The sequence below is a fragment of the Paramicrobacterium fandaimingii genome (assembly GCF_011751745.2).
Lineage (GTDB): Bacteria > Actinomycetota > Actinomycetes > Actinomycetales > Microbacteriaceae > Paramicrobacterium > Paramicrobacterium fandaimingii.
This window is the reverse complement of record NZ_CP061170.1, coordinates 3,225,667-3,250,276: the sequence shown is the minus strand read 5'-3', so window position 1 is coordinate 3,250,276 and position 24,610 is coordinate 3,225,667. Positions and strand designations below refer to the sequence as shown.

Annotated in this window: 21 protein-coding genes and 1 pseudogene; 10 read left to right on the top strand and 12 right to left on the bottom strand. The window is 63.5% G+C overall.

The window, feature by feature from the left end:
• The gene (locus HCR84_RS15690) at nucleotides 1–1,494 is read left to right on the top strand and encodes an aldehyde dehydrogenase (NADP(+)) (protein ID WP_166979492.1); all 1,494 of its coding nucleotides are present in this window, start codon (nucleotides 1–3) and stop codon (nucleotides 1,492–1,494) included.
• A 54-nt stretch (nucleotides 1,495–1,548) separates the two neighbouring features.
• Here HCR84_RS15690 and HCR84_RS15685 read toward each other — a convergent pair whose 3' ends face one another.
• Nucleotides 1,549–1,767: a PLDc N-terminal domain-containing protein gene (locus HCR84_RS15685; protein ID WP_166979493.1), complete on the bottom strand. Its 219-nt coding sequence runs from the start codon at nucleotides 1,765–1,767 to the stop codon at nucleotides 1,549–1,551.
• Between the two features lie 24 nt (nucleotides 1,768–1,791).
• Nucleotides 1,792–2,484 carry an SDR family NAD(P)-dependent oxidoreductase gene (locus tag HCR84_RS15680; protein ID WP_166979495.1) on the bottom strand — a complete coding sequence of 231 codons (693 nt, stop codon included), beginning with the start codon at nucleotides 2,482–2,484 and terminating at the stop codon, nucleotides 1,792–1,794.
• Between the two features lie 102 nt (nucleotides 2,485–2,586).
• Between HCR84_RS15680 and HCR84_RS15675 the strand changes: the two genes are divergently transcribed.
• Nucleotides 2,587–3,456 (top strand): helix-turn-helix transcriptional regulator, encoded by an 870-nt coding sequence (locus HCR84_RS15675; RefSeq protein ID WP_166979497.1) that lies wholly within the window; start codon nucleotides 2,587–2,589, stop codon nucleotides 3,454–3,456.
• A gap of 12 nt (nucleotides 3,457–3,468) precedes the next feature.
• Here HCR84_RS15675 and HCR84_RS15670 read toward each other — a convergent pair whose 3' ends face one another.
• A complete protein-coding gene (locus HCR84_RS15670) occupies nucleotides 3,469–4,191 on the bottom strand; it encodes a TetR/AcrR family transcriptional regulator (protein ID WP_235940734.1) in 723 nt (240 codons plus the stop codon).
• Nucleotides 4,192–4,279: 88 nt separating this feature from the next.
• Here HCR84_RS15670 and HCR84_RS15665 point away from each other — a divergent pair, with 88 nt between their 5' ends.
• Nucleotides 4,280–5,134 carry an SDR family oxidoreductase gene (locus HCR84_RS15665; protein ID WP_166979501.1) on the top strand — a complete coding sequence of 285 codons (855 nt, stop codon included), beginning with the start codon at nucleotides 4,280–4,282 and terminating at the stop codon, nucleotides 5,132–5,134.
• Between the two features lie 14 nt (nucleotides 5,135–5,148).
• Here the strand turns inward: HCR84_RS15665 and ccmI are convergent, their stop codons facing one another.
• Nucleotides 5,149–5,406 carry a c-type cytochrome biogenesis protein CcmI gene (gene ccmI / locus HCR84_RS15660; RefSeq protein WP_166979503.1) on the bottom strand — a complete coding sequence of 86 codons (258 nt, stop codon included), beginning with the start codon at nucleotides 5,404–5,406 and terminating at the stop codon, nucleotides 5,149–5,151.
• 241 nt (nucleotides 5,407–5,647) lie between these two features.
• Here ccmI and HCR84_RS15655 point away from each other — a divergent pair, with 241 nt between their 5' ends.
• A complete protein-coding gene (locus tag HCR84_RS15655; protein ID WP_166979505.1) occupies nucleotides 5,648–6,811 on the top strand; it encodes an MFS transporter in 1,164 nt (387 codons plus the stop codon).
• Here HCR84_RS15655 and HCR84_RS15650 read toward each other — a convergent pair.
• Complete coding sequence (locus HCR84_RS15650; protein ID WP_166979507.1) at nucleotides 6,720–7,388, bottom strand: TetR/AcrR family transcriptional regulator; 669 nt, start codon at nucleotides 7,386–7,388, stop codon at nucleotides 6,720–6,722. The genes HCR84_RS15655 and HCR84_RS15650 overlap by 92 nt on opposite strands.
• A 119-nt stretch (nucleotides 7,389–7,507) precedes the next feature.
• Here HCR84_RS15650 and HCR84_RS15645 point away from each other — a divergent pair, with 119 nt between their 5' ends.
• The gene (locus tag HCR84_RS15645; protein WP_166979509.1) at nucleotides 7,508–9,103 is read left to right on the top strand and encodes an FAD-dependent monooxygenase; all 1,596 of its coding nucleotides are present in this window, start codon (nucleotides 7,508–7,510) and stop codon (nucleotides 9,101–9,103) included.
• A 27-nt stretch (nucleotides 9,104–9,130) separates the two neighbouring features.
• On the opposite strand, the gene HCR84_RS15640 is transcribed toward HCR84_RS15645, so the two are convergent.
• The 7 genes from HCR84_RS15640 to HCR84_RS15610 form a co-directional block, all read right to left on the bottom strand.
• A complete protein-coding gene (locus HCR84_RS15640; RefSeq protein ID WP_166979511.1) occupies nucleotides 9,131–10,786 on the bottom strand; it encodes a sodium:solute symporter family protein in 1,656 nt (551 codons plus the stop codon).
• Complete coding sequence (locus HCR84_RS15635; protein WP_166979513.1) at nucleotides 10,783–11,334, bottom strand: OsmC family protein; 552 nt, start codon at nucleotides 11,332–11,334, stop codon at nucleotides 10,783–10,785. The genes HCR84_RS15640 and HCR84_RS15635 overlap by 4 nt, the downstream gene beginning before the upstream one ends.
• 109 nt (nucleotides 11,335–11,443) lie before the next feature.
• On the bottom strand, nucleotides 11,444–14,584 hold the full coding sequence (locus HCR84_RS15630; RefSeq protein WP_166979515.1) for a chondroitinase family polysaccharide lyase: 3,141 nt from the start codon (nucleotides 14,582–14,584) through the stop codon (nucleotides 11,444–11,446).
• A gap of 106 nt (nucleotides 14,585–14,690) precedes the next feature.
• Complete coding sequence (locus HCR84_RS15625; RefSeq protein WP_276511783.1) at nucleotides 14,691–16,055, bottom strand: sulfatase family protein; 1,365 nt, start codon at nucleotides 16,053–16,055, stop codon at nucleotides 14,691–14,693.
• Nucleotides 16,052–16,963 (bottom strand): carbohydrate ABC transporter permease, encoded by a 912-nt coding sequence (locus HCR84_RS15620; RefSeq protein WP_244972513.1) that lies wholly within the window; start codon nucleotides 16,961–16,963, stop codon nucleotides 16,052–16,054. The genes HCR84_RS15625 and HCR84_RS15620 overlap by 4 nt, the downstream gene beginning before the upstream one ends.
• Before the next feature lie 9 nt (nucleotides 16,964–16,972).
• On the bottom strand, nucleotides 16,973–17,941 hold the full coding sequence (locus tag HCR84_RS15615; protein ID WP_244972512.1) for a carbohydrate ABC transporter permease: 969 nt from the start codon (nucleotides 17,939–17,941) through the stop codon (nucleotides 16,973–16,975).
• Nucleotides 17,938–19,230: an ABC transporter substrate-binding protein gene (locus HCR84_RS15610; protein WP_166979519.1), complete on the bottom strand. Its 1,293-nt coding sequence runs from the start codon at nucleotides 19,228–19,230 to the stop codon at nucleotides 17,938–17,940. The genes HCR84_RS15615 and HCR84_RS15610 overlap by 4 nt, the downstream gene beginning before the upstream one ends.
• A 220-nt stretch (nucleotides 19,231–19,450) precedes the next feature.
• Here HCR84_RS15610 and HCR84_RS15605 point away from each other — a divergent pair, with 220 nt between their 5' ends.
• The 5 genes and pseudogenes from HCR84_RS15605 to HCR84_RS15590 all read left to right on the top strand — a co-directional run bounded on the left by HCR84_RS15605 (nucleotide 19,451) and on the right by HCR84_RS15590 (nucleotide 24,421).
• Nucleotides 19,451–20,569 carry a GntR family transcriptional regulator gene (locus tag HCR84_RS15605; protein ID WP_166979521.1) on the top strand — a complete coding sequence of 373 codons (1,119 nt, stop codon included), beginning with the start codon at nucleotides 19,451–19,453 and terminating at the stop codon, nucleotides 20,567–20,569.
• 24 nt (nucleotides 20,570–20,593) lie between these two features.
• Entirely contained in the window at nucleotides 20,594–21,601 is a 1,008-nt protein-coding gene (locus tag HCR84_RS15600; RefSeq protein ID WP_166979523.1) for a Gfo/Idh/MocA family protein, read from the top strand.
• 6 nt (nucleotides 21,602–21,607) lie between these two features.
• Complete coding sequence (locus tag HCR84_RS15595) at nucleotides 21,608–23,050, top strand: sulfatase family protein (RefSeq protein ID WP_166979525.1); 1,443 nt, start codon at nucleotides 21,608–21,610, stop codon at nucleotides 23,048–23,050.
• Nucleotides 23,047–23,307: pseudogene (locus HCR84_RS17680) on the top strand (sulfatase-like hydrolase/transferase); the annotation flags it as partial. The gene HCR84_RS15595 and the pseudogene HCR84_RS17680, both read left to right, overlap by 4 nt.
• A 175-nt stretch (nucleotides 23,308–23,482) precedes the next feature.
• Nucleotides 23,483–24,421, top strand: coding sequence for a sulfatase family protein (locus tag HCR84_RS15590; RefSeq protein ID WP_338040106.1), 939 nt, complete (start codon nucleotides 23,483–23,485; stop codon nucleotides 24,419–24,421).
• Nucleotides 24,422–24,610: the final 189 nt, after the last annotated feature.

Below are 24,610 nucleotides of genomic sequence, written 5' to 3'. Positions count from 1 at the left end.
ATGAGCACAGAACTTTCCGTTGAGCAGATTGCGCAGAACGCCGATCGCGCGTTCCGCGAGCTGGCGAGCATCATGCCCGCCGCGCGTGCGCGGGCGATTGTGGCCGCGGCCGACGCACTTGAGGCGAACGCTGACGCGCTCGTTCCGATCGGAATGGCCGAGACCGGGCTTGCCGAGGGGCGTCTGCGGGGCGAGCTGAAGCGCACTGCCGTTCAGCTGCGCGTTTTCGCCGACACCGTCGTCGACGGGTCGTACCTCGACGTGCGCATCGACGCCGCCGACCCGGAGTTTGTTCTGGGGCCGCGGCCGGATATTCGCCGCTATCTTCAGGCTGTCGGTCCGGTGCTCAACTTCGCGGCCAGCAACTTCCCGTTCGCGTTCTCCGTGGCCGGAGGCGACACTGCTGCCGCGCTGGCGTCGGGCTGCTCGCTTGTCGTGAAGACGCATTCGGGGCACCCCGAGCTTTCGGCCGAGACCGCTCGCGTCATCTCTGAGGCGCTCGTCGGTGCGGGGCTTCCCGAGCACGTCTTCCAGACGATCTCCGGTCAGCAGCGCGGCGTCGATCTTCTCAAGCATCCGCTCATCGCCGCCGGCTCGTTCACGGGGTCGACGAAGATCGGTCGGATGCTGGCCGACATCGCCGCAGCCAGGCCGAAGCCGATTCCGTTCTACGGCGAGCTTGGCAGCGTCAACCCGGTGTTCGTCACCGAGCAGGCGATCTCCGAGCGGGCTGGCGAGATCGCGTCAGGCCTCGTGACGAGCGTCGGCGGTTCTGCGGGCCAGCTCTGCACGAAGCCCGGGTTCGTGTTCGTTCCCGATGCGGCGCCGCTCGAGCAGGGCATCGCCGAGGCGGCGTCCGGGGCCGAGCCGCACCGCATGCTCAACCCGCGCATCGCCGACGGCTACGGGGAGCGCCGCGATGCGATTCTGTCCACCGATGGTGTGCGGGCGATCGCCGAGGGAAGCCTCGAGCGGGACGCTGATGGTCAGGGCTGGGCGACGCCGACGATCGTCGTCACCGACGCCGCGACGCTCGTGGCGCAGCGCGACCGACTGCTCGACGAGAGCTTCGGGCCGCTCAGCGTCGTTGTGCAGTACTCCGCAACCGACGATCTCACCGCGCTTGCGGAGAAGCTGTTCCCCGGCAACCTGACAGCGACCGTTCACCACGGCGGCGGTGAGGCGTCTGATGCGCTGCGCGAGCTTGTTGCCGTGCTGAGCGAAGGCGCTGGTCGTGTGCTGTTTAACGGCTGGCCGACGGGCGTCGCGGTGACACCGGCGATGCAGCACGGCGGCCCGTGGCCTGCGACGACGAACGACGCGAACACGTCGGTCGGAACGGCGGCGATCACGCGCTTCGTGCGCCCCGTCGCCTACCAGAACGCACCGCAGGCGCTGCTGCCTGAGCCGCTGCAGGACGCGAACCCGTGGAGCGTGCCGCAGCGTTTTGCACCGGCAGGCGAGTCGACAAGCTGGGGTGACGCCGCCCGCTGACGCACGTGTCGGCACTTCTTCCTTCTGCCCGCATCCTGTGTCGATGCAGCGCCGCTACAGGCGGCGGCCAGCCACGAAGTAGGTGAGCGGGCCGACGAAGTCGATCATCGCAATCAGTCGCCACGCGCGCTTTGTGGCACTGAGCTCACTCTCGTCGCGCTTCGCGATATCCGCGTAGGCGGCGACGGCGAGGCCGATCTGAGTCGCCGTGAGCGCCACGACGCCGACGCGCTTCCCCGTGCTGAGTTCATTCCACTGCTTCTTTTTCGCCATGCTTCGAATCTACGCCTGCTTGTTTTAGAACGGCATCGTGCCATCGCGGTCGATGAATGTTCCTGTCGGGCCCGAGCCGTTGCGCGTCGCCAGCTCGACGATCGCGTCAGTGCCTTCCGTCACCGTGAAATGGCCGTGTCCTTCGTTGAAGTCTGTCTGCGTGAATCCCGGGTCCGCAGCGTTCACCCGCATCTCGGGCAGTGCCTTGGCGTACTGCACGGTGAGCATTGTCACTGCGGACTTCGACGATTGGTAGAGGGGCATGATGAGTTGAGATTCGATGCGCTCGGGGTTCAGCACAGTGCCGAATGAGCCCATTCCACTCGATACGTTGACGATTGTCGGCGTGCGTGACGCTCGCAGAACTGGAACGAACGCGTTGATCATGCGCACAACGCTCACGACGTTTGTCTCGTATACCTCCGCAGCATCGGCTGCGGTCAGCTCATCAGCGTCAGTGATCGTGCCGTGAATGCCGGCGTTGTTGATGAGCACATCGAGCCCATCGGCATCCGTGATCGTCTGGGCAGCCTGCGCCACCGTTTCGTCATTTGTCACATCGAGCTGCACGAAGCGTCCGCCCAATTCGTCGGCGGCCTTCTTCCCGCGCTCGGCATCTCGCGCGCCCATCCACACCGTGTGCCCGGCCTCAATGAGGCGGCGGGCTGTTTCGTATCCGAGACCCTTGTTCGCCCCGGTAATCAATGTCGTTGTCATGGTTTTCAGTTTGCTCCGCCCACGTCGAGCTGTCGTGGTAGCTCTGTGCGGTGGGACTGAGAGTACTACCCAGGATGCTCGTCGCACTGCGACACTTGAATCATGGATGCTCCACATGGCGACCTTGGACCGATGCTCCGACTGTGGCGCGATCGGCTCTCGCCTGTGGACGTCGGGCTTCCCGTCGGCGAGGGGCGCCGGTCGCCCGGGTTGAGGCGCGAAGAACTCGCCGCGCTCGCCGGCGTGAGCGTCGACTACCTCGTGCGTCTCGAGCAGGGGCGATCGCTTCGACCCTCCGAGCAGGTGGCGGCGTCATTCGCCCGTGCCCTGCAGCTCACCGACGACGAGCGGGACCACCTGTATGTCGTCGCCGGGCTGCTCCCGCCGTCTCCCCGCGAGGTGCCCACCCATATTCCGCCCGGCGCGCAACGGCTTATTGCTCGTCTGGGCGACGTGCCGCTCGTCGTCTTCTCGGCAGCGTGGGACCTCATCACATGGACGCCGCTGTGGGAATCCCTTCTCGACGACCCGACGCTCACCTCGGGAAACGAGCGCAATCTGCTTCGTCGGCACTTCGCTGAAATTGACGGGCAGCGCCCTGTGGGAACGATCACCCCTGTGACGACGACAGAGGAGTTCTCGGCGTCGCTCGTCGCCGATCTGCGTCGGGTGCGTGGGCGGTATCCCGACGATCGCAACGTTGCGATGCTCATCGGCGACCTTCTGGCGTCGAGCCCGACGTTTGCGCGACTGTGGCACAGCGGCGCCGTTGGCGAGCATCAGTCGGAGCGCAAGATTGTGCGCAACTCACTCGTCGGCCTTGTCGAACTTGACTGCGATGTCTTTACCGTCGCAGGAGCCGATGCACGCATCGTCGTCTACACCGCTGCCACGGGGTCGGATGCCGCGGCAAAGCTCGACTTTCTGCGCGTCTCCGCCGTCTCGGCGACTGCCGTCGCACCGCAGCACTGAGCCCTCGCGTCACTACGCGCGGTCGATGCTGCGGTCGAGCCACTCGGCAAGCAGCTGTCGTTCGGCGCTGCTCAGCTCGGTGAGCGTCGGCGCGATGGCGCGCATCGCGACGACCGTTGTGATGCGCGTGTCGTCTGCCTGCTCAGGGGCATTGCTGATGATCTCGCGCAGAACGGCGTCGAACATCGCTGTGGCGAGTTCCGGGTCTCGATCACCGGGCGTGGTCGTCAGAAGAGTGAAGACCGCCCCGGTTCCGGCGGAGCGAATGAGAGCGACGGCGCGCTCCTCGCCGACGCGCAGCCGTCCGGCCTCTGCCACTCGGTGAACACGTCGCCGCAGAATCTCACCTCCGGCCCGCGTGGCCGGAGAGTCAGTGCCGCGCCCCGGATTGTTCATGAGCGTGAAGAGCACGGGGTTGGCGAGGCCGAACTCAATCTGCGTCGCCCACCCGGCCCGAAGGTCGTCAACGGGGTCGACGTCGTCTGCCGCTGCGGCGTCGACAACGGCAGATTTGGCGGCGACAAATGTCGCCATCACGCTCTCAGCCACCGCATCGAGCAGGCCGTCCTTGTCTCCGAACAGGCGATAGATGGTTGGTGGCTGAACGCCAGCTTCCTTTGCGACGTTGCGCGTCGTCACTGCTGCCGCACCCTGCTCCTGCAGCAGGCGGGCGGCAGCGTCGACGATGGCGGCCCCGGTGTGCGTGGGGGAATCGACTCTCGTGTCTTCAATCACGTTCCAATGATAACGCTTACTTGCTAACAGTGATATAACGGTGCTAACGTTCACATGTTTCCATTGATAACGCGAAGGGCAAACCATTATGATCATCGTCACCGGAGCAACCGGCGTACTCGGCGGAAAAGTTGTCGACCACCTCCTGGAAAGCGTCGCGGCCGACCGGATCGCCGTCGCGGTGCGCGACGTGTCGAAGGCGCAGCGTTTCGCCGATCGCGGCATCGACGTCAGACGCGCAGACTATTCAGACCGGGCGTCGCTGACGGCGGCGTTTGCGGGAGGCGACCAGCTGTTTCTCGTTTCGTCGAGTGACCCAACCGCCGATGCCGTGACGCTGCACCGCAACGCAATCGACGCCGCCGTTGCCGCGGGTATCGGCCGTGTTCTCTACACGAGCCACCAAGGGGCTCACCCGCAGAGTCCCTTCGCACCCGCACAAGATCATGCGGCGACCGAGTGGATGTTGGAAGAATCCGGCCTCGCGTGGACATCGCTGCGCAACGGTTTCTACGCGCACTCACTCGAGTTCATGTTGGGTGCGTGGCGTGAGACGGGCATCATCGAGGTTCCCAGCAACGGGCCGGTCTCGTGGACAGCACGGGAGGATGCCGCTGAAGCAGCGGCTGCGATCCTCGCTTCCGATGGTCGCTACGACGGGCCGGTCACGCTCACGGCACGCAGCGCACCGACATTCGATGAGATCGCGATGATCGCGTCAGAGATCGCCGGGCGCAGCATCCGTGTCTCGATTGTCGACCCTGACGAATGGGTTGCCGGTCAGGTGGCCGCGGGAACCCCCGAAGGCATGGCGCACTTTACGCTCGGCATCTATCAGGCCGCGGCGGGTGGATACTTTGCTGGCGTCGATCCGACGTTGGGCGAGCTGCTCGGGCGTGAGCCGCGTTCGGTGCGTGACCTGCTGACGTCATCGGCGAGCTGAGCGCGGGGTCTCCGTCAGATTCGCCCGATGATCTCGGCGCGCTTCGCCTCGTATTCGGCATCGGTGATCACCCCGCGCTGACGCAGCCTCTCGATCTCGCGCATGCGCGTCTCGGGCGAGGGGATGCCGGTGGCCGCCGCGTTGTCGGGCGAGCTCGAACCCCGGCGCGAGAGCACGACGGTGAGCACGATTGCGACAATGACGACAGCGACGATGACGAGGACGATTGCCGCCACGATCATCAGGTGCCATCCGGTGAGGTTTCCCAGCATGTAATCTCCTGCCGATAAGGGAGGGCGAGGCGGTGGTTCGAGCCTAGTACCGCGGCTCGTGACCCGCGATTTCTGCCGATTCTTTGCGAGAGGGTGTGGCCAGCGAACCCGAGGTCGTGCACGGCTCGAGTAGCCTTGGAGCACGATTGAGCTGGGCTCTGCTTGCGCACGCGCCCTCACCTGACGGTGGTCAGGGGAGGGCGCGAACGTATGCGACAACGCCCGGGCGGATGTGGGGATCATGGCACGCGGCAGACTTGTCGTCACCGCTCTTGCGATCGTTCTGATCACCCTGAACCTGCGCATCCCGGTCAATTCGGTCGCACCGCTTCTGCCGTTGATTCGGGACGAGACCAACCTCAGCACCTCAGCTGTCTCACTGTTGACGACGATTCCGCTTTTGTCATTCCTGCTCGGTGCTCCGTTTGTTCCTCGGCTGCTGAGGCTTCTCGGTCAGACGCGACTCGTCACATGCTCCTTGATCGGCATCACCCTCGGAATCATGATCCGCTCTGTGCCCGGCGTCGTGGCGCTCTACGGCGGAACGCTCGTGCTCGGGGTGTCGATCGCTGTCGCGAGTGTGCTCGCGCCGTCGATCGTGAAGGCCGTGCCGAATCAATCCGGGTTCCTGACCGGCCTCTACACAATGAGCCTCAGCATTGGGCCCGCGGCCGCGTTGGGTCTCACTCTGCCCCTGGTCACCGTCGCTGGTCTGTCGTGGAACGTCGCACTCATCGCGTGGTCGGTTGTGACGTTCGCGGCGATCGTCGCGTGGAGTCTCGCCCGACGAGGGCTCTCGAACACTCGGCCGAGCAGCTCAACCGTCCAGCATCCGCGATCATCGGTGTATCGCGAGAGGAGTGCGTGGGCAATTGCCTTGTACCTCGGGCTGACGTCGCTGACCTTCTACACGACGGCAACCTGGCTGCCGACCGTTCTTCGCGAGTCCGGCATCAGCGGCGTCGTCGCTGCTGGAATGGCCGCGTTCGTGAGCCTCATCGCTATTCCCTTTGCTCTCGCCGCCCCGCTTGTGGTGAAGAGATTCAGCGGAAACACCGGTCTTCTGACCTCGGTCTCATCTGCGCTCGTTGTGATCGCTCCCCTGCTTCTGCTGCCACGGCAGGCCAGTCTCAGTTTCGTCGCCGTGCTCGCATTCGGCGTCGCCCAGGGCGCGTGCCTCGGCATGGCCTATGCGCTCGTTGTTGACCGCTCGCGTTCTGTTGAGCATTCTGCGGCCGTCTCCGCGATGTCGCAGACCGTCGGCGTCTCGCTCGCGGCCGTCGGGCCGCTTGCCTTTGGTGCCCTCTTCGATGTCACACAGAGCTGGGTGAGCTCGCTGCTGCTTCTCGCCGTGCTCGGATGCGTGCAGATTGCCAGCGGGTTGACGCTTGCTGCGAAGAAATGACCGGGATGCCGTGCTCGAGCAGGTTGAATACCTCTTCGAGGGCACCGGCCGGGTCGGAATCGTGATCGCTGAGAAGCTCCGGAATCTCGAGCACGTACCGGGCGATCGCGCGGGAGGTGACGTCGTCGGGTGCGCGGCCAAGCTCTTCAGCGACGGCCTTCGCCAGAGGTGCCTCGCAGCGAACCCAGAGCACGCGCGAGTAGTCGCGCAGAGCCTTCGTGTTCACGATGAGGTCTGTGCGACGGCGAAACTCGGCCGACGGGTGAGCGACAAAAGGTCCGCGAGTTGCCATAAACTCCCGCAGCGCCGCGATGACGGTCTGCCCGTCTGGGCGCTCATGAACCGCCGAGAGAAGACTTTCGCGACGTTCGATGCCGTCGTCGAAGATCAGCGCTTCTTTCCCATCGGGAACATGCCGAAACAACGTGGGCACCGAGATGTCCACAGCGTCGGCGATCTCTTTCACGCTGACCTGGTCGTACCCCTTGCGCATGAAGAGCACAAGGGCGGCTTCGGCAAGGGCTCGGCGAGTCTGGAGGTTCTTTCTCTCCCGACGGCCTGCTGGTTCGACGCTCATGACGACAGCATATCGGAAGACGTAAGTCGATTGTAAATGTAAGTCACTTGCAAAGAATAGTCACTTGTGTTTTGCTGAACGTCAGACGAACACGCTTGTTCGCCGAAAGGACGATCCCTATGACTCTCAACGACACCACCACCACACCGGTGCTCATCATCGGCGGCAGCCTCGTCGGTCTCTCTGCCGCAGTGTTTCTCGCGTGGCACGACGTTCCGGTGATCGTGATCGATAAGCACACGGCCAGCTCGCAGCATCCGCGTGCCATCGGTTTCACCACCCGCACGATCGAGCACTTTCGCCACGTCGGCATTGACGTTCCCGCTTCGCTGCAAGGCATGAAGCCGCCAGGCCGGGCTCGTGTGCAGAGCCTCGTAGGCACGTGGTTTGAGGAGCACCCCTGGACGCTGCGAGGAGGCGGATCGTATGGCGCCGAGTACTCGCCCGTGACGGCGAAGGCGATTACGCAAGACAGGCTTGAGCCGATTCTGCGCGATCGTGCTCGGGTGCTCGGTGCCGAACTGCGGCTCGGCACCGAGCTGCTCGACCTGGCCGAGGAAGACGACGTCGTGACCGCGACGGTGCGTGATCGACAGAGCGGACGCGAGTACGCCATTGACGCGCAGTACGTGATCGCCGCCGACGGCGGAGGCAGTGGGGTGCGCGAGGGCCTCGGCATCGAGCGGAGCGGACGCGGTCATCTGAGCACTCAGCGCAGCATTCTGTTTCGGGCGCCGCTTGACGAGTATCTGCATGACGGCATCGTTCAGTTCGAGATTGAACAGCCAGGCCTCACGGCGTTTCTCACAACGTACTCAGATGGGCGGTGGGTGCTGATGCTCAGCGACGACGTCGAGCGCAGCACGGAGGAGCAGCTCGATCTCGTGAGGGCCGCGATTGGCCGCAGCGACGTGCCGATTGAGCTGATCACGAGTGGGCGCTGGGAGCTGAGCGCCCTGATCGCCGATCGCTTCTCGAAAGGGCGCGTGTTTCTCGCTGGCGATGCTGCGCATCAGCTTCCGCCCAATCGCGGAGGGTTCGGGGCAAACACCGGAATCGACGATGCCCACAACCTAGCGTGGAAGCTGGCGGCCGTGCTCGGCGGCGAATCAAACGAGGATCTGCTCGACACCTATGACGCCGAACGCCGACCGATCGCGCTTCTGCGGCACGATCAACTGTTCGCCCGAGCCGATTTCAAAGCTCATCTCGAAGTGGGGGAGGCGGACGTGCCCGTTCTCGACGACGCGGCGATCGAACTCGGTCAGCTCTACCGGTCGTCTGCTGTGCTCGGCGCCGATTCCAGCCTTCCGCCAGCGCAGACTCCCGACATGTGGAAGGGACAGCCTGGCACGAGGGCGCCTCACCTCTGGGTGACCAGAGCCGGCGAACGGATGTCGACGCTGGATCTGTTTCGCGGCGGCTGGGTGCTTCTCACGGAGAGCGAACAGTGGGTGGATGCCGCTCGTGAGGCGGGAGCAGCCGTGAACGTTCCGCTCGATATCGTGCGGATGGGCCAAGACGTCGCGCCGATCGAACCGGGTGCATTCGGCGACGCGTACGGTGTTGACTCTCTCGGTGCCGTGCTCGTGCGGCCCGATGGCTACATTGCGTGGCGCGCCAGCTCGGAGTCGGCGGACAGCTCTGTCGCGCTGACCGCCGCTTTGCGAGTGGTGGCCGCCCCGGCACACGCGAAGGCGAGTGCTATCGGATGATGGTCCGTGGCTCTGTGGCCGTTGAACTCAGTTGGCGGAGACCTGAGCTTTGGGCTCCAGGTCGCTGCCGACTGATGCTTCAGCACGGAGTGTACCCGAGGGAACGATCCAGAAGAAGACCGTCGTCGATGCAAGAGCGAGCACAGCGAAGTACACGAGACCAGATAATCCGAGACCGTGCAGCCATGGGCTCGCGGGAATCGCGGCCGCGGCCGCGATGACCGTGGCAATCGCAAAGCCGGCTCCACGGCGTCGCCCCGCGGCATCCGATGTCCACGTCCATCGTGTGGTCACGAGTGTGAGTGCGATCATCACGATAACATTCGTGGCCATGCCGACCCAGACCGGGTGAATGCCGAGGAAGAACTCCGTGGGCGACCAGGCGCCCCAGTGATACCAGAGCAGACCAGAGACAAACCCCGCAACCATCGCCGGGATCGCTGCCTTACGTGTGGCCAATGGCCAGAAGAATGCGGCAAGCACGGGAGCGAGCGTTGCACCGTTGCGCAGTGTCCAGGCGAGCACGTTCCACCATGCGGCTTGCTCGGTGCGCAAGAATGCGAAGCCGATCATGAGAAGCGTGAGCAGCACGAGCGACCAGCGGGTGTACCGCACAAGATCGGCTTCGGTCGCGTTGGGGCGGATGGCGCGGCCGACGTCGCGCCCGAGACTCGTCGCACCCGAGAACTGGCACGGGCCTGCCCAGCCAAGTGCGCACGCCCAGATACCGAGAAAGAACACTCCCGTGAGGGGAGCGGGCAGCACCTCTGCGATGTATCGAGGCGTCGCGACGAGCGGAAGTGCCTCGTTGGGCACAACGATAGCGGCGGCCGTGCCCAGAACGACGCCGAGAATAATGAGTGGCAAGCCGAGGCCGGCAGCGATGAAGAGGCCCTTCTGGCCGTCCGCCGGAGTACGGCACGACAGGCTCATCTGAAACGCAGCTTGCGCCAGCAGCACGTTGACGATGAACGTTCCGAACCAGGCGGCAATGAGCGTCACGCCCGCGCTCGTCGGATCGACCATCTCCGGTCGTGACTGGGCGAGCTCCGTCAGACCGTCGACACCGGGATTGATGAGAAAGGCCGTCACTCCAACGGCGAGCATTGCGAGAAAGACGACGCAGTTCATGGTCTGAGTGAATGCAACGGCACGCATGCCACCTGCCCACAGGAAGAACAGAAGCAGCACCGCGGTAACGGCGATTGCGGCGTAGATCGACAGCGAGGTGAACGCGTGCAGCGCAGAGGCGAACGCGATCGCCGTAGCGACCGACCACATCGGAAACGTGAACGCGGTGATCGTGCCCGAGATCCCCTGGGCGAGCCGGCCGAAGCGCTCGCCGATGATTCCGGTGACGGTGACGACGAGGCGCTCACGCAGTGGCTTGACGAGCAGAAGCGCGATGAGAATCACCTGAACTGTCTCGGCAATGCCATACCAGATGGCAGAGACGCCGGTACGGTAGCTCAGCTCCATGATCGAGATGAAACTTGAGCCAGAGAACAATCCGGTAATGCAGAACGCCACAGTCCATTTGCTGAAGCTGCGTCCGCCGACGAAGAAGCTGGCAATACCTTTATCTGCCTCGGCGCCGCGGCGCTGCAGAAATCGTCCGACGACGACAAGCGCGATCGTATAGCCGATCGCGAGCCCGATGGTCCAGAGACCCGGAGCGGTCATTGCTCGATTCCGGTGGAGTGGGTTGCCGACACGGGACTGACGGCGGGCACCTGCGCCGTCGATGCGAACTGCCAGTCGATCGTGAAGTCGACGCCGGCATCGCGCACGAGGTTGATCGCTGGGCAGCGCTTCTCGCTCAGGCGTACCAGCTCGGCACGCTGGCCGTCATCAGCATCGACGTCGATATGAATCGACAGGGCATAATCGTGAAAATGCGGCGAAACATCGGCTGTGCCGTGGAAACCGCGTACGTCCATGTGGGCGTGCGATGCAGTGTCGAGTGCACGCAGCGAGAGGTCGAGCTCGGCGGCGACGGATTCGATGACGACGGTGATGCACCCATTGAGGGCGCCTGCTATGAACTCCATGGGTGTCGGCGCGCTGTTTGTGCCCCCTGCGGGCTCAGGCTCGTCTGTGCGAAACGAGAAATCACGGATGCTGACGTCCGTGGTCATTCGCGTCTGCCACGTGCCGCGGGCGCGCACCGACTTGAACTGTGGCTCGTCGGTATTCGTTGTGGTTGTGGCTGTGGACGCGAGAGTGCTCATGTGCCGATTCAACGCGGTCAGCGGCGTCAGCACCACTGAAACGTAACGTACGGTAATGTTCCGCGCCCAGGTCGCTGGGGCCGGGCATGTCTGCGCGGCCCCAGCGATCTCACGCTGACGTCAGCGTGAGATCACGGCTTGCCGCGTGCTGACATATGACAGTGAGCGTGGTGGCGTCACCTGAGACGGACGCCGTGACACCCTCCGCCGTGCACGACCACCGTCCAGCAAGAGTCAACGTGACCGTCGACTCGGCACTCACGTTGCGACGCCAAGGACGCGAGTAACTCGTCATGCGGCCCTCATAGGCGCCGTCGGCAGCAAACTGATCGGGGTCTTCGCCGTCATACAGGTGCAGGTCGGGGTCGGTAACAGACAACTCCAGTTTCTCGCTGACCACGCGCTCCATGAGAAGACAGGGGGTGTCCGTTCCGGTGACCGTGCCCGTGAGGTCATCGACAGAAGAGAAACACACGGATGCCGTGATCGCGGTGCCCTTATGCGAGACCACGTGCGCAGCGGCGTCCTTGCGCACAACGCTGTAAGGCGCAGCATCCGAAGCCATCTTCGTGCTGAACTCCCGTGTCTTTGCCTCGCCTGCCTGCACAAGGATTGCGTACTCATACCCCAGCTTGTCTGGTGCTGTGCCATGGCGCAGAAGGGCTGTGTCGAACTCCGCGCTGCCTGTCTTTGTGCCGGCCTGGTTGGGGCTCGACTGAAGCACCGAGATTGTGCGGAGCTTCTGACCAGAAGCGACGTAGTATCCATTTCCGAGCGGATCGACGAGAGCCGCGGCATCCGTGAGCGCCTTCGTCGTATCTGCGCCTGTGGCGCTGCCGTCGGGAACGCGCACCTGGTACAGCGTCGTCTCGGTTTCAACGTTCGAGCTGGCATTCGAGATGTTGCTGCCGAGCACAATGATGAGGTCGTCAAAGCTGAACCGCGAGAGTCGTGCCGTGTGCGTCTCGTCAAAGAACGGGTGCTCCATGAGATGCATGCCGAAGACTCCGTGCGTGCCCTTCCACGACCCTGCGCCGGCGAATGCGGAGCGTGTGAGTACCATTTGCTCGATCGTGCCCGTGAGATCGGCCTTCAGATCCCCCCACTCAAGGTGGCGCGACGTGCTGCCGGGGAAGCGGTTCCAGTCCCACCCAGGCTGCACAAAACCATTTGCGGCATGAGTGATCTGCCCTGTGGCATCGGGCACCGCCTGAATCTCGACAGTGCCGTACGTCGAGTACCGTCCATAGAGGTTTGCGCCGTCATAGATCTCTGTCGACCAGAGGTAGCGGCTGTGTCCGCGCATTGTGACAAGCCATTGATCGCGCCGATGGAGCCCGCATGCAGCGTAGCCGAGCTGCCAATTGCCGTTCGGTGCTGCCTCTTTCGAGATGCCTGCTTCGGTGAGTCTTGCAGCAAACGTCTTCTGGGAGTTGGTGGGCTGCGCAGGCAGCAGACGCAGGAACGCGGAGGCAACGGCTGTGTCGAACGATCCGTCTGTACCGGGGTCAGGGACGCCCGCAAGGCGCTGAAAGGTCGGGACGTGCAGTGCCTTATCTCCCGTGGGATGCCGACCTGTGAGAGAAAGAGGCCACTGCGTGGTGTTCGCATGAAGACGTTGTGTGAGGAGCGCCGTGCGCAGCACGTGGCGCGCCTCGGCAGACACGCCGAAGGCAGTTCCGTGCAGAAGCGCGATAACGGGGCTCATTCCCGCGAATGCATCACGAGCGTAGTCCGGGTACGGTCCCATATGGTGAAAGGTGGTGCCGTCAGGCTTGAACCCGCCCGACAGGCCGGGCGAGTGCGTGAGAGCATGGTTTAGCCACGCGGTCACGGCGGTCAGCACTGTTGCCTGCTCACTCTCGTCGTCTCGTGTCAGTCCTGCGATGATCATGCCCTGCAACAGCGTGTTCAGCACGTCGACGAGGCCGCCGTAATGTGAGGGATCGCTGAAGTCCTGGGCCAGCCGGCCGAGCCCGAAGAACCACGAAAGATTGCCCCGAGCCCGATCCCACAGATTGTTCTCCTCGAGAACAGGCTTGGCGAGCAGGAGCGAGTCGGCGAACCCGCGATACTGATAACCGATGTGATGGATGCTGCCTTGCGCACTGCCTGCGGCGAAACCTTGATTCTCGAGATGCGCGAAGAGTCGAAGATACAGCGTCGCAAATCCTGGGGCCGTCGACGCGTTTGCATCGCGGGACGCTTTTACCGCCTGCGCCACGGTAAGCATTGCATCTGTCACTTTGCGCAGAGTGACGACAGACGCGAACTCGGCGATGTCGCTGCGCAGTTCGATCGGCCAGATGGCGCTCTGGTAGCCATTGACGAATGATCCAGTTCCGATCGGCGTGGAGCCATCTGTGAGAGCGGGGACGCCGAGACCGTCGACTGTCGAAGTCAGCGTTGCGAGGGCGCCCGCTGACACAGACGGCTTGCCTGCAAGCGATGCGAGAAGACGATCTCGAACATCGGCGACGCCATCGGTGCTCGCTGCGGGTGGAAGCGGATGCTCGGCGAGAGCCGCCCGAAACTCGAGGAGTGCAAGCCAGTGGTGGTTGTCGGCGGTGGCGATCTCAGGTTGCACGGTGGGCACCTGGTCGTCTGGGGTCGGGTGGTCGGGCCGCATCTCGGTGTTGAGGATCACCTGGTCGATATAGAGACGCCCCTCATGCGTCGGCGCGATGAAGCGTACGCGGTTCATGCCGTGGTGCGGTGTGCCCTCGGTGTCGTAGCCGAATCGTACCCAGCACGTTCGCCACCCCGAGAAGTCGAGGCCGAAGTCGAACCAGCAGTCGCAATTCGCGCCGCGCCCAAATTCGATGCGCAGTGGCTCGTCGGACGGGGTCTCGTTGTAGATCCACACGCAGAACGTGTCGACCGTGCCCATCCACGCCTGGTCGTCGCCCACGGAGTATGAGCTCGCGTCATACCGCAGCGGCTGCTTGATAATGAGGGTCGATCCCGCGGCGTAGGTCCACGCAAGACTGTGCATGCCGACCTTCGCGCGCTCGGCCGAGATCTCGATCGTCGAGTGCTTATCTGTGCTGAACTGCTTCGGCACACGACTTTCAAGAAGGAAGATCGGGGGATCGAGCTTTTCTGCACGCCTCTCGATGTCTGTGATTGCTGTCCTGGTTCGCACACCACGCCTGGGCATCGCGCCCGCTGCAGAAAGGCCCGAGATGTTCGGTATGGTCGCACCGGCGACGACTCCGGCGGTGAGAACACCGCGACGACTGAGTTTCATCAGTACCTCCTTGTGACTGTGTTCGTATCCCAGTCAAGAATGGAAGGAGAATTCAAGACCCATTCGGAAAACCGTCGGTGTGACCTCGCGCAAAGCGAGAACGCATTCAGTACGGAATCGCGAAGATCTCGCTCCGGATGCTGTCGTCGGCGCTCGCGGGAACCACGAGGAACTTCAGTGCATCCGTATCGTCCGTGTCTCGGCACCACGTGAGTAGTCGCATTCGCAGATCGTTAAGAACATCGTCGTATCGCGATTCGACGGCGAGATTGCGCTGTTCGCCCGGGTCCCGCTCGATGTCGTGCAGCTGTTCGCGATAGCGTCCCCAGCTGTAGACCGTGTACTTGTAGGTACCGGCGTAGAGCGCGCGCCCTCGTGTGAGTGGCGGGCCAGGGCGCTCAAATCGAGTCTGCACGACGATATCGCGCTGGACAGGATGCGTGCGGGCACCGAGCGGAAGCGGTACGCCGAGTCGTGACGGCTGTGTGCCATCGGAGGTCTCGCTTGCGCCCGCAAGCCCGTACAAGGTCGGCAAGAGATCGAGACTGACTGACACAGGGTCGGACTGACGTCTCCGAGGAATTCCCGGCCCGGCGACGATGAGTGGAACCCGCACGCACTCCTCGAAGAGCGCTGTCTTTTGATTCCACCGGTGCGAGGCATCGCCGTCCCCATGGTCACTCGTGACGATGACGATCGTGTTCTCGGCACCGTCGTCGCCAAGGGCGCGGAGCAGAGTGCCCACGTAGCCGTCGAAACGTGAAATGAGCTGACGATACGCGTAGCGATACTCTCGCCACTCCTCTGGCGTGTAGCGCTCCGTCGCGTATATGTTCTGCGCAGCATGCTTCTCGAAGCGAACTGCTTCGGGTTCAAACGGAGCTGGCTCGAAGTTGGCGGGAAGCGGCGGTGCATCCGCGATCGGCGCTCGCCGTGTGTCACCGTACGGCATCGGCTGTCGACGCGCGTATTCGCAGATGGTGTGCGGATCGTCAAACGACGCACAGAGAAAGTACGGTGTTTCGCCGTTGCGGGCACGAATCCACTCTGCGCACGCGTCGGCAAGTCCCGAATCCCCGAACGGGCTCAGCACGGCGAAGCCGGTTCCGTCAGGCGCGCTCGGCGATGTTGCGTGCCATTTTCCGGCGTACGCGCAGTCATATCCGGCACGACGCAGCACATGCCCGAGACTGTTCTCGTCGAGGGCGGGTTCTGACCCGGCGGTCCTGCTGTCCGGCGCATTTCCGGCAATTCCGAGCTCATGCGGCATCCGCCCTGTCAGCATGCTTGCCCGAGAGGGTACACAGAGGGGAAAGCTCACGTATGCGCGCTCAAAGTCGGCACCGGATTGGGCGAGCCGATTGAGATGCGGAGTGTCTGAGAACTCCGCATCCCGATCGAGCACGTGGGCACCGAGCTGATCCGCCATGATCAGCAGGATGTTGGGCTGTCGGCCCGGCTCAGATGTCACTTACCCATGCCGAGAGTGAGACCTTCCGTGAGACGTCGGCCGAGCCACAGATAGATGACCAGCATCGGAATGACCACGATGCACAGACCTGCGAAGAGCCCGCCCCAGTCTGCGCCCGAATATGTCTGCTGTTGGATGAATGAAATGAGGGCGACGGGCAGCGTGTACTTATCTGTCGACTGCAGCAGTGTCAGCGCGAGCAGGGTCTCGTTCCAGTGCGAAATCACCTGCAGCACGAAGGCGGTCAAGATGCCGCCCTTCGCGAGTGGCAGCGTGATGCGCCAGAACGTGCCGAAAGCCGTCGTGCCGTCGAGCGCAGCTGCCTCTTCCATCTCGAGCGGAAGCGATCGGAAGAACGCGGTCAAGAGGAACACGGTGAACGGCATCGAGACGCCGATGTACACCAGGTTCAGACCAATGAGACTGTCTGTCAGGTAGACCTCGTTCAGCATCACGAACAGCGGAATGAGGATCACCTGTGCCGGAATCCCGAGCCCGAGCACGAAGTACATGGTGAGCGAGCGCGTCAGGCGATTATCCACGCGGCTCAGGTAGTAGGCGGCGGGCGCGGCGACGGCGACAGTGAGCAATGACGAGACCGTCGTCGTGACCACGCTGTTGAGCGTCGCCGTGGCGAAGTCGCCGACCGTCCATGCGGTGATGAAGTTCACCGGGTCCAGTGACGTCGGCATGCCCCACGGGTTGTCGAGGATGGAGCGCGTGTCGCGGAAGGCCTGAATGACCATCCAGACCATCCAGGCGATATTGAGCGCGACGAACAGCCAGAGCAGCACAAGTCCAATGCCGCGGAACACGCTGCGGTCGTGCGTGATGGCCGCTCGCCTGCGGCGCTGCTTGCGCGGCCGCTTCGCCGCCACAGCGGGCGGTGTGAGCTCGGTCATGGTCATGAATGGCTCCTAGAACTCGACGGCATCGCGCTTCGTTGCACGACGCAGCAGGACGACAAGGATGGAAATGACGGCAAGGGACAGCACAGCGGATGCTGTTGCTGCACCGTACGCGGGGATCGACTGCCCTGAGAACGCCGTGACGTAGGTGTATACGGCAACAGTCCACGTCTGCGTCGGCGGCATCCCCTGGCCCGTCGATCCGCCGAAGACCCAGATGATCTCGAAGATCTTCACCGAGGAGATCGTCCAGAGCACTGCACACGTCGCGAAGACGTCCCAGGTGAGGGGAAGGATGACATAGCGCAGCCGTTGCCAGGCGTTCGCGCCGGCCAGGGCGCAGTCCTCGTAGTAGTAGGGCGGAATCCGGTCGACGCCGGCCATCAGGATCGTCGTGAAGTACCCGGTGGTGATCCAGGTCATCATGACCATGATCAGCGGAAACAGGTTCTCGTGCGCGAGCCATGCGGGCGGCTCGGTGACGCCGAGTCCGCCCAGCAGCTTGTTGACGAGCCCGCCCGGGTTGAAGATGAATCCGGCGAGAACACCGAAGATCATCGCGTTGACCAAGTGCGGAAAGAAGATCACGGAGCGCGCGACCTTGCGGCCGACCATGTCGCGCAGAACGAGCGTCAGGCCGAAGGCAATCACGAAGATCGCAATTCCGACCACGAAGAGCAGCAGGAGCGTGTTCACGAACGACTGCACGAACAGGACGTCGGAGAAGAGGCGCACATAGTTCTTGAAACCGACGAATTCCATGTCGTCGCCGCCGGACCATTCGTTGAAACTGATCCAGACTGCGTAGAGCGACGGCACGACGAACAGAATCGTGTAGAAGAGGAATGCCGGGCCGACGAACGGCACAAAGAGACGCTTACGTCCCCTGTCGATGGCGTTGCCGCCGGCTCGGCGACCCGAGGGGGTCGCCGAGCCCGCGGCACGCGTAGCTCCGATCATCCGAGCTGTCTCGGTCATGAGTTCTGCTTCCAGTAGTCAGCCTGCCCGGTCTTCATCGCGTCGATGAACTGCTGAGCATCGAGTTTGCCGAGCATGAGCTTGTCCAGCGTTGGCCAGAGCAGCTTCTCCGTGTAACCGGGGAAGGAGATGCCGTCGTTCTGCTGGTAGTAATCGTCAGCAGCGTCGAGCGCCGCTTTCACGGTGCTCATGTCTTCGCTCACGGCGGCGTCCTGACGGATGGGAATGATCTTCGCATCGGTTCCTAGCGCATCCTGATACTGCTTGCCGAGGAAGAACGCGGCAAACTTCTGCGCGTTCTCAGCGTTGTGCGCCTTCGCTGGTACGGCGAATCCGACGAAATCTGCTCGCTGTGAAACCGGGCCGCCGTCAACCTCGGGGAAGGGGAACGACGAGTACTCGAAGCCATCTGCGGCGTACGATGACGTTTCGTTCGGAAGCCAGGTGCCGTTGTACATCAGCGCGCCCGAGTTGTCGGCCCACTTCTGCTGCTGTGCTGGCCACTTGCTCGCGTTGTATCCGTCGATGAAGTAGCCGCCGTCGACAAGCTTCTGCACCAATTCGGCAGCCTTCAGCGACTCGGGGGAGTCCCACGCCTCACCGGACTCGTCTGAAGCGATCTTCTTGAGGGAGCCGGGACCGGCCAGACGCATCATCATCGTCGTGTACCAGTAGGCGTTGTATCCGGAGACGTCGCCGTCAATTGCAATGGGGGTCTGGCCGTCTGCCTTGAGATCGTCGAGCGTCCCGATGAAATCGTCCCATGTCTGAGGCGGGTTCTCAGCGAGCTCCGGATGCTCGGCCTCGTTGAACCACATCGCATCGCTCGTGAGGGAGTACGGAAGCATCCAGGGGGCGTCCTCTCCCTCCGCGGTGAGCGCGCCAGCGTCGATGTACGCACTCGGAATGAGGTCGGAGACCGGCTTTCCGTCGACTTTGGCATCGTAGGCCTCTGTGAGCGGCAGCGCCTGCCCAGACTCGGCAAGGATCGGGGCGAGCTTCGCGAACGACCCGTCTACCACGTCAGGAACCTTGTTCGTATTGAGAGTGGGAAGGGCCTTCTTGATGTTGTCGCGACCCTGCCACTGGACGTCCACGGTAATTCCGGTCTCGTCTTCGAAATCGGCGATCGCCTGGGCAACGACCTTCTGCTGCGCTTCGCCTTCCTTCCACATTGCCCAGTAGGTCAGCGAGTCGCTGTCGCCGCCCCCTTGGGGAGCGCAGCCGCTTGCCGTCACCGCAAGCACCCCGCCGATGACGAGGGCGGACAGGGCTCGGATCTTCGCCATTGGTTCACCTTTCACGTATGGGCGGCAACGTCGCCGCTCGTGTGGATCGACTCTCACAAGGATTGAGGAGAGTATTCAATAAGTAATTGCAAGAAAAACGAGTTAAATTTCCAAGAAGGGCCGGAATGGCAGGGAGCGGTACGAGATACTTCTGCAAATTAGGTCTTTATTACTCTCTTATTGAGAGTGAGTATTGAAGAAGCGCCAGAAATGAGGAGCCATGTCGAGAAAGCCAGTTGTCGCACTCCGCGACGCCGAAGCGCGCGGACTGAAATTCGAGCTGCTCGCGGATGAGCTTCGTCGAGGAATTCTCGCGGGTACGTGGACGGCCGGGCAGAAGCTCCCGACGGAGCAGCAGCTCGCGGCCGATACCGGGCTCTCGATCACGACAGTTCGGCGGGCGTTCGACGAGCTTGTCGCGCAAGAAGTCGTTGTGCGCCGTCAGGGCGCTGGAAGCTTCGTCGCGCCCCAACGGCGACCAGACGAGCGCGTGCGACGTCGCATCGGCGTGCTGCTCCCCGACACTCAGCTCTACTATCCGCGGGTGCTGCAGGGAATCGACGAATCGCTGTCGGCCGCGGGAAGCTCGCTGCAGCTGGCGACCTATCGGTACGATCAGGCGCTGGAAGACCGCAGCATCGAGCATCTCCTGGAATCGGGCGTCGAGGGGATGCTCCTGGTGCCGACCCTGACGGAGATCGGCGACCCGGCCCGCCGCGCGCAGAGCCTGATGGATCTGCCGGTTCCGGTGGTGCTGCTGGAGCGAAGCCTGATTGACTCGGGGGCCGGGGATCGCACGGAGCACGTCTGCTCCGACCACCAGGGCGGTGCCTACGATGCCGTTCGCCATCTGGCAGATCTGGGTCATGAGCGCATCGCCCTCCTGACACGCCAGCACACCCCGACGGGTCCCGCGGTCACGCTCGGATACCGGCGTGCGGTCGCTGATCTGGGGCTCCCCGCTGACCTCGAGTTCTCCGAGAACAAAAAGGTGTGGGAGACCACGGGAGCGGATGCTGCGCTTGACGCGATTCAGGAATTCGAAGCGACAGCAGCCCTCATCTTCGGCGACCGCGAGGCGACGCTCTTCGAAGCGGCAATGAGGCGACGGGGACTGTCGGTTCCCGACAACATCGCTCTCGTCTCGTACGACGATGAGACGGCCGATCTCGCTGAAGTTCCGCTGACCGCTGTTTCACCGCCCAAGTACCGCATCGGTCGGATGGCCGCCGACGTGTTGATGCGTCGTCTGGCCGAAGGCGATGACTGCCCCCTGCACCAGATCCGGCTTCGGCCCCGTCTCGTCGTGCGTCGCTCCTGCGGCGCCATGCGCGACTGAACACACTGCCACTGAAGGAGAACATTGCGAATCGGACTCATCGGCGCCGGTGCCGTTGCTGATTTTCACATCCAGGCCGCCCGCTCCATTGCACACGCGGAGGTGACGGCGGTATGCGATCTCGACGACAGTGCTGCAGCCCGTGCCGCTGATCGTGCCGGCGATGCTCGAGTCTTCGCCGACTACCGCGAGATGTACGCAAGCGGCTGTATCGACGCGGTCATCGTCAATACGCCGCACGCGCTTCACCTTCCGATGGTGACGGATGCCGCTCGAGCGGGGCTGCATGTTCTCGTCGAGAAGCCGATGGCGACAACGCTCGCCGATTGCGACGTAATGATCGCCGCGTGCGAGAACGCGGACGTCGCACTCGCGGTGGGGCACATTCAGCACTTCATGCCCGACAAGTTAGCGGCCAAAGCGATCATCGATTCCGGTGAACTGGGTGATGTCGTCATGATCCACGACGACCGCAGCACGGATTATCGCCCGGGAACGCGCCCCGACTGGTTCCTCTCGCGAGACGTTGCGGGCGGGGGCGCACTGATCAACATCGGAGGGCACTGTCTCGATCGATGCCTCTGGTTCGGCGGAGCCCACGCCACCGAGCTCTTTGCCTCAACCGTGCAACGCTTTGGAGCCGCCGTCGAGACAGACGGGATGATTTCGCTTCGCCTGAAGAATGGCGTGGGAGTGACCATCAGCGTCCTCTCGGACCCACCGTCGAAAACAGACAGCATGTCGATCGTGTGCGAGCTCGGCGTCGTCGTCGCCGATCCCCGAAGCGGCACAATCGTGCAGAGGGACGGCACCAGCCGTATGCTGCATTCCCCCGACCCTGTCGACATTCAACGCGCGTTCACGGCGCAGCTCGCTGATTTCCTCGCGGTCATTGCGGGCGCTGAACCAGCGGTTCCGCTTTCACACGCTCGGCATGTGGTCGAGCTCGTCCTGGCAAGCTACCGTTCAGAGGAACAGCATTCGCTTGTCGCGCTCGAGAGCGAGGCGGTCGAGGCAGGGGCGGCGAGGTAGATCACGATGACGACCCAGCAGCGCCCGAACATCCTCGTGATCATGAGTGATGACCAGGGATCGTGGGCCCTGGGATGCGCGGGGAACGCCGAGATCAAGACGCCGACCCTCGACGCGCTCGCCGCTCGTGGCACACGGCTGAGCCGCTTCTTCTGTGCTTCGCCGGTGTGCTCGCCGGCTCGCGCGAGCCTCTTGACCGGGCAGATTCCGTCGCGGCATGGCGTGCACGACTATCTCGCCGGGCCGCATGCCGGCGCGCAGAGCTCGGATTATATCGCCGGCCTGCCCTCGTTCACCGACGCGCTCGCCGATGCCGGTTACCGTCTGGGGCTGTCGGGGAAATGGCACTTGGGAGCGAGTGATGTTCCGCGCCCTAGCTTCGTGCACTGGTACGCGCTCGAGGGTGGGGGAAGCCCGTATTCCCACGGGCGCATGTATCGGGACGGGCGCCCCGAGGACGTCGAGGGATACCTCACCGACGTCTTCGCCGACGACGCAATCGCGTTCGTCGAGGCCGAGGCGAACCGGCCCGAGCCGTTCTTCCTCGCGCTGAATTTCACGGCGCCGCACAAGCCGTTCGCGGGCCAGCATCCGGCCGAATACACCGAGCTGTATCGCGACTGCGTCTTCGAAACGTGTCCGCAGGAGGAGGCGCATCCGTGGCAGCCTACCGTCGACGGAATTCCCATCGGCGGTGAGGCCGATGCGCGTGAGGCCCTGGTCGGCTACTTCGCCGCCGTCACAGCGATGGATGCTGCCATTGGCCGGGTGCTTGATCGGCTTGCCGCTCTCGGCATCGACGATGACACCCTCGTCGTCTTCGCGAGCGACAATGGCTTCAACTGCGGCCACCACGGCATCTGGGGCAAGGGGAACGGAACGTACCCCCAGAACATGTACGACGAATCCGTCATGGTCCCGTTCATCGCGGCGCATCCGACCCTGGTAGACGAGGGCGCCGTCGTCGACGACCTGCTCTCCAGCTATGATTTTGCCGCGACGCTCCTCGACCTGGTCGGGCTCGATCCCGAGCCATTCGAGCGCGGACCGGGGCGTAGCTTCGCGTCGGTGCTGCGCGGTGAGAACGTCACCGGACGGCCGGTCGTCGTTCACGATGAGTACGGTCCCACTCGTATGATCCGCACCGGCGACCGCAAGTACGTTCATCGACACCCGTGGGGTCCCCACGAATTCTACGATCTCCTGGCGGACCCGGGCGAGAGAGTGAACCTCGTCGATGTTCCCGAGCGGGCGCCCGAAATCGAGAGGCTCCGCGCGCAGATGGATGCGTGGTTCGCACGGCATGGCGATGCGATGGCGGACGGTGCTCGGCTCCCCGTGGCCGGTGCAGGTCAGATCGCTCCCCTCGGTGCCGACCCGCTGGGGGCATTCACACCGCCCAACTGGGACGGCACCGAACAATCGCAACGTCACGGAGGTTCCACGTGAGTCGCACTCAACCCAACATCCTTCTGATCGTCTCTGACGATCACGGGTACGCCGACCGCTCCGCCGTTGGATCAGCGGACGCCTCGACGCCGCATCTCGACAGGCTCGCTTGCGAGGGGACCAGCTTCACGGATGCCTATGTGACGGCTCCGATCTGCTCGCCGTCGCGCGCGGCGATGATCACGGGACAGTACCAGCAGCGCTGGGGCGCAGCCTGGTTTGATTCATCCCACATCGGCTCGGAGCCCACGATCGCCGAGATGCTGAGCGAACGCGGATACGAGACAGGCTATTTCGGCAAGGTGCAACTATGGTCCCGAAGGGCCGGGCGATCGCGGGACTCCGCCACGTCACGGATTCGACGAGTCGTTCTACGGTCTCGCCGGCCAATCGATGGGTCGATTGCATTACCTCACGCACTCGCGGGAGGCGATGAGCGAGTTTGGGGATGCTGCCGAGGCCATGGCGGTGCAGCCGATGTGGTCCGGCGACCAACCTGCCGACGTCGACCGGTTCCTCACCGACGAGTTCAGTATGAGGGCGGACGACTTCATCAGCCGCGACCGCGAGTCGCCCTTCTTTGCCATGGTGGCATTCAACGCCGTCCACAATTTCTGCTGGCAGCTGCCCCACGATGAGCTCGAGAAGCGCGGGCTGCCCGCGCTCGAGGACTGGCACCCGGGAGCAAGCGAGTACCTCGACTGGTACGACGGTGCGATCAGCCCGAACCTGCCGAACGGGCGCGCCTACTATCTCGCTCAGCTTGAGCTCATGGATGCGCAGATCGGGCACCTGCTCACGCGCCTCGACGCTCTCGGCATCGCCGATGACACCATCGTCGTGTATCTGACAGACAACGGTGGCTCCACGTGCAACTACGGTGACAACGGGGAGCTTCGCGGAACGAAGTACACCCTGTGGGAGGGTGGTGTCCGGGTGCCGTTTCTCATGCGCTGGCCTGGACTCGCCGAGGCTGGCGCCACAAGCAACCAGCTCGTCAGCTCTCTCGACCTCGCGACAACGTTCGCTGTCGCTGCCGGTGAGCCGCAGTCGGAGAACCTCGATGGGCGTGACCTTGCCCCGGTGCTGGCCGGTGGTGCGGGGCACGAGGTGCTGCACTGGGACTGCGGCTGGCAATGGGCGGTTCGCGAAGGTCAGTGGAAGCTGAGCTGGTGCGATGCGGCATCGGAGACCGCACAGTACATCATCGACGTCGAGCACACGTCTCCCGGAGACGGAGCCTTTCTCTGCGATCTCGAGACAGACATCGGCGAGACCACGAACGTTGCCGCCGAGCATCCGGAGATTGTTGACCGTCTGGCGCGAGCGCACGATGCCTGGCGAACCGAGATCGGGCTTGTCAACGGCTGAAGCGGTGGATTGAGCGTGACCATGAGCGCGATGGGGGCATCGTGCGTGGCGACGTCGAGCTTGATGCAGGCGCGCGAGTCTCGCACGGCGAGGGCTCTCGCAACAAGTCGCCGACGTCATCGTCTGACAGCTAACGTCATGTGTCGCGCCCGCGGTGACGCCAGCTGCATCCTCCCCTAAATTCTGAAG

Coding starts and splice junctions, on each gene's coding strand:
- HCR84_RS15690 (WP_166979492.1), top strand. CDS start 1: ATGAGCACAGAACTTTCCGTTGAGCAGATTGCGCAGAACGCCGATCGC.
- HCR84_RS15685 (WP_166979493.1), bottom strand. CDS start 1,767: ATGGCGAAAAAGAAGCAGTGGAATGAACTCAGCACGGGGAAGCGCGTC.
- HCR84_RS15680 (WP_166979495.1), bottom strand. CDS start 2,484: ATGACAACGACATTGATTACCGGGGCGAACAAGGGTCTCGGATACGAA.
- HCR84_RS15675 (WP_166979497.1), top strand. CDS start 2,587: ATGGATGCTCCACATGGCGACCTTGGACCGATGCTCCGACTGTGGCGC.
- HCR84_RS15665 (WP_166979501.1), top strand. CDS start 4,280: ATGATCATCGTCACCGGAGCAACCGGCGTACTCGGCGGAAAAGTTGTC.
- ccmI (WP_166979503.1), bottom strand. CDS start 5,406: ATGCTGGGAAACCTCACCGGATGGCACCTGATGATCGTGGCGGCAATC.
- HCR84_RS15655 (WP_166979505.1), top strand. CDS start 5,648: ATGGCACGCGGCAGACTTGTCGTCACCGCTCTTGCGATCGTTCTGATC.
- HCR84_RS15650 (WP_166979507.1), bottom strand. CDS start 7,388: ATGAGCGTCGAACCAGCAGGCCGTCGGGAGAGAAAGAACCTCCAGACT.
- HCR84_RS15645 (WP_166979509.1), top strand. CDS start 7,508: ATGACTCTCAACGACACCACCACCACACCGGTGCTCATCATCGGCGGC.
- HCR84_RS15640 (WP_166979511.1), bottom strand. CDS start 10,786: ATGACCGCTCCGGGTCTCTGGACCATCGGGCTCGCGATCGGCTATACG.
- HCR84_RS15635 (WP_166979513.1), bottom strand. CDS start 11,334: ATGAGCACTCTCGCGTCCACAGCCACAACCACAACGAATACCGACGAG.
- HCR84_RS15630 (WP_166979515.1), bottom strand. CDS start 14,584: ATGAAACTCAGTCGTCGCGGTGTTCTCACCGCCGGAGTCGTCGCCGGT.
- HCR84_RS15620 (WP_244972513.1), bottom strand. CDS start 16,963: ATGACCATGACCGAGCTCACACCGCCCGCTGTGGCGGCGAAGCGGCCG.
- HCR84_RS15615 (WP_244972512.1), bottom strand. CDS start 17,941: ATGACCGAGACAGCTCGGATGATCGGAGCTACGCGTGCCGCGGGCTCG.
- HCR84_RS15610 (WP_166979519.1), bottom strand. CDS start 19,230: ATGGCGAAGATCCGAGCCCTGTCCGCCCTCGTCATCGGCGGGGTGCTT.
- HCR84_RS15605 (WP_166979521.1), top strand. CDS start 19,451: ATGTCGAGAAAGCCAGTTGTCGCACTCCGCGACGCCGAAGCGCGCGGA.
- HCR84_RS15595 (WP_166979525.1), top strand. CDS start 21,608: ATGACGACCCAGCAGCGCCCGAACATCCTCGTGATCATGAGTGATGAC.
- HCR84_RS15590 (WP_338040106.1), top strand. CDS start 23,483: ATGAGCGAGTTTGGGGATGCTGCCGAGGCCATGGCGGTGCAGCCGATG.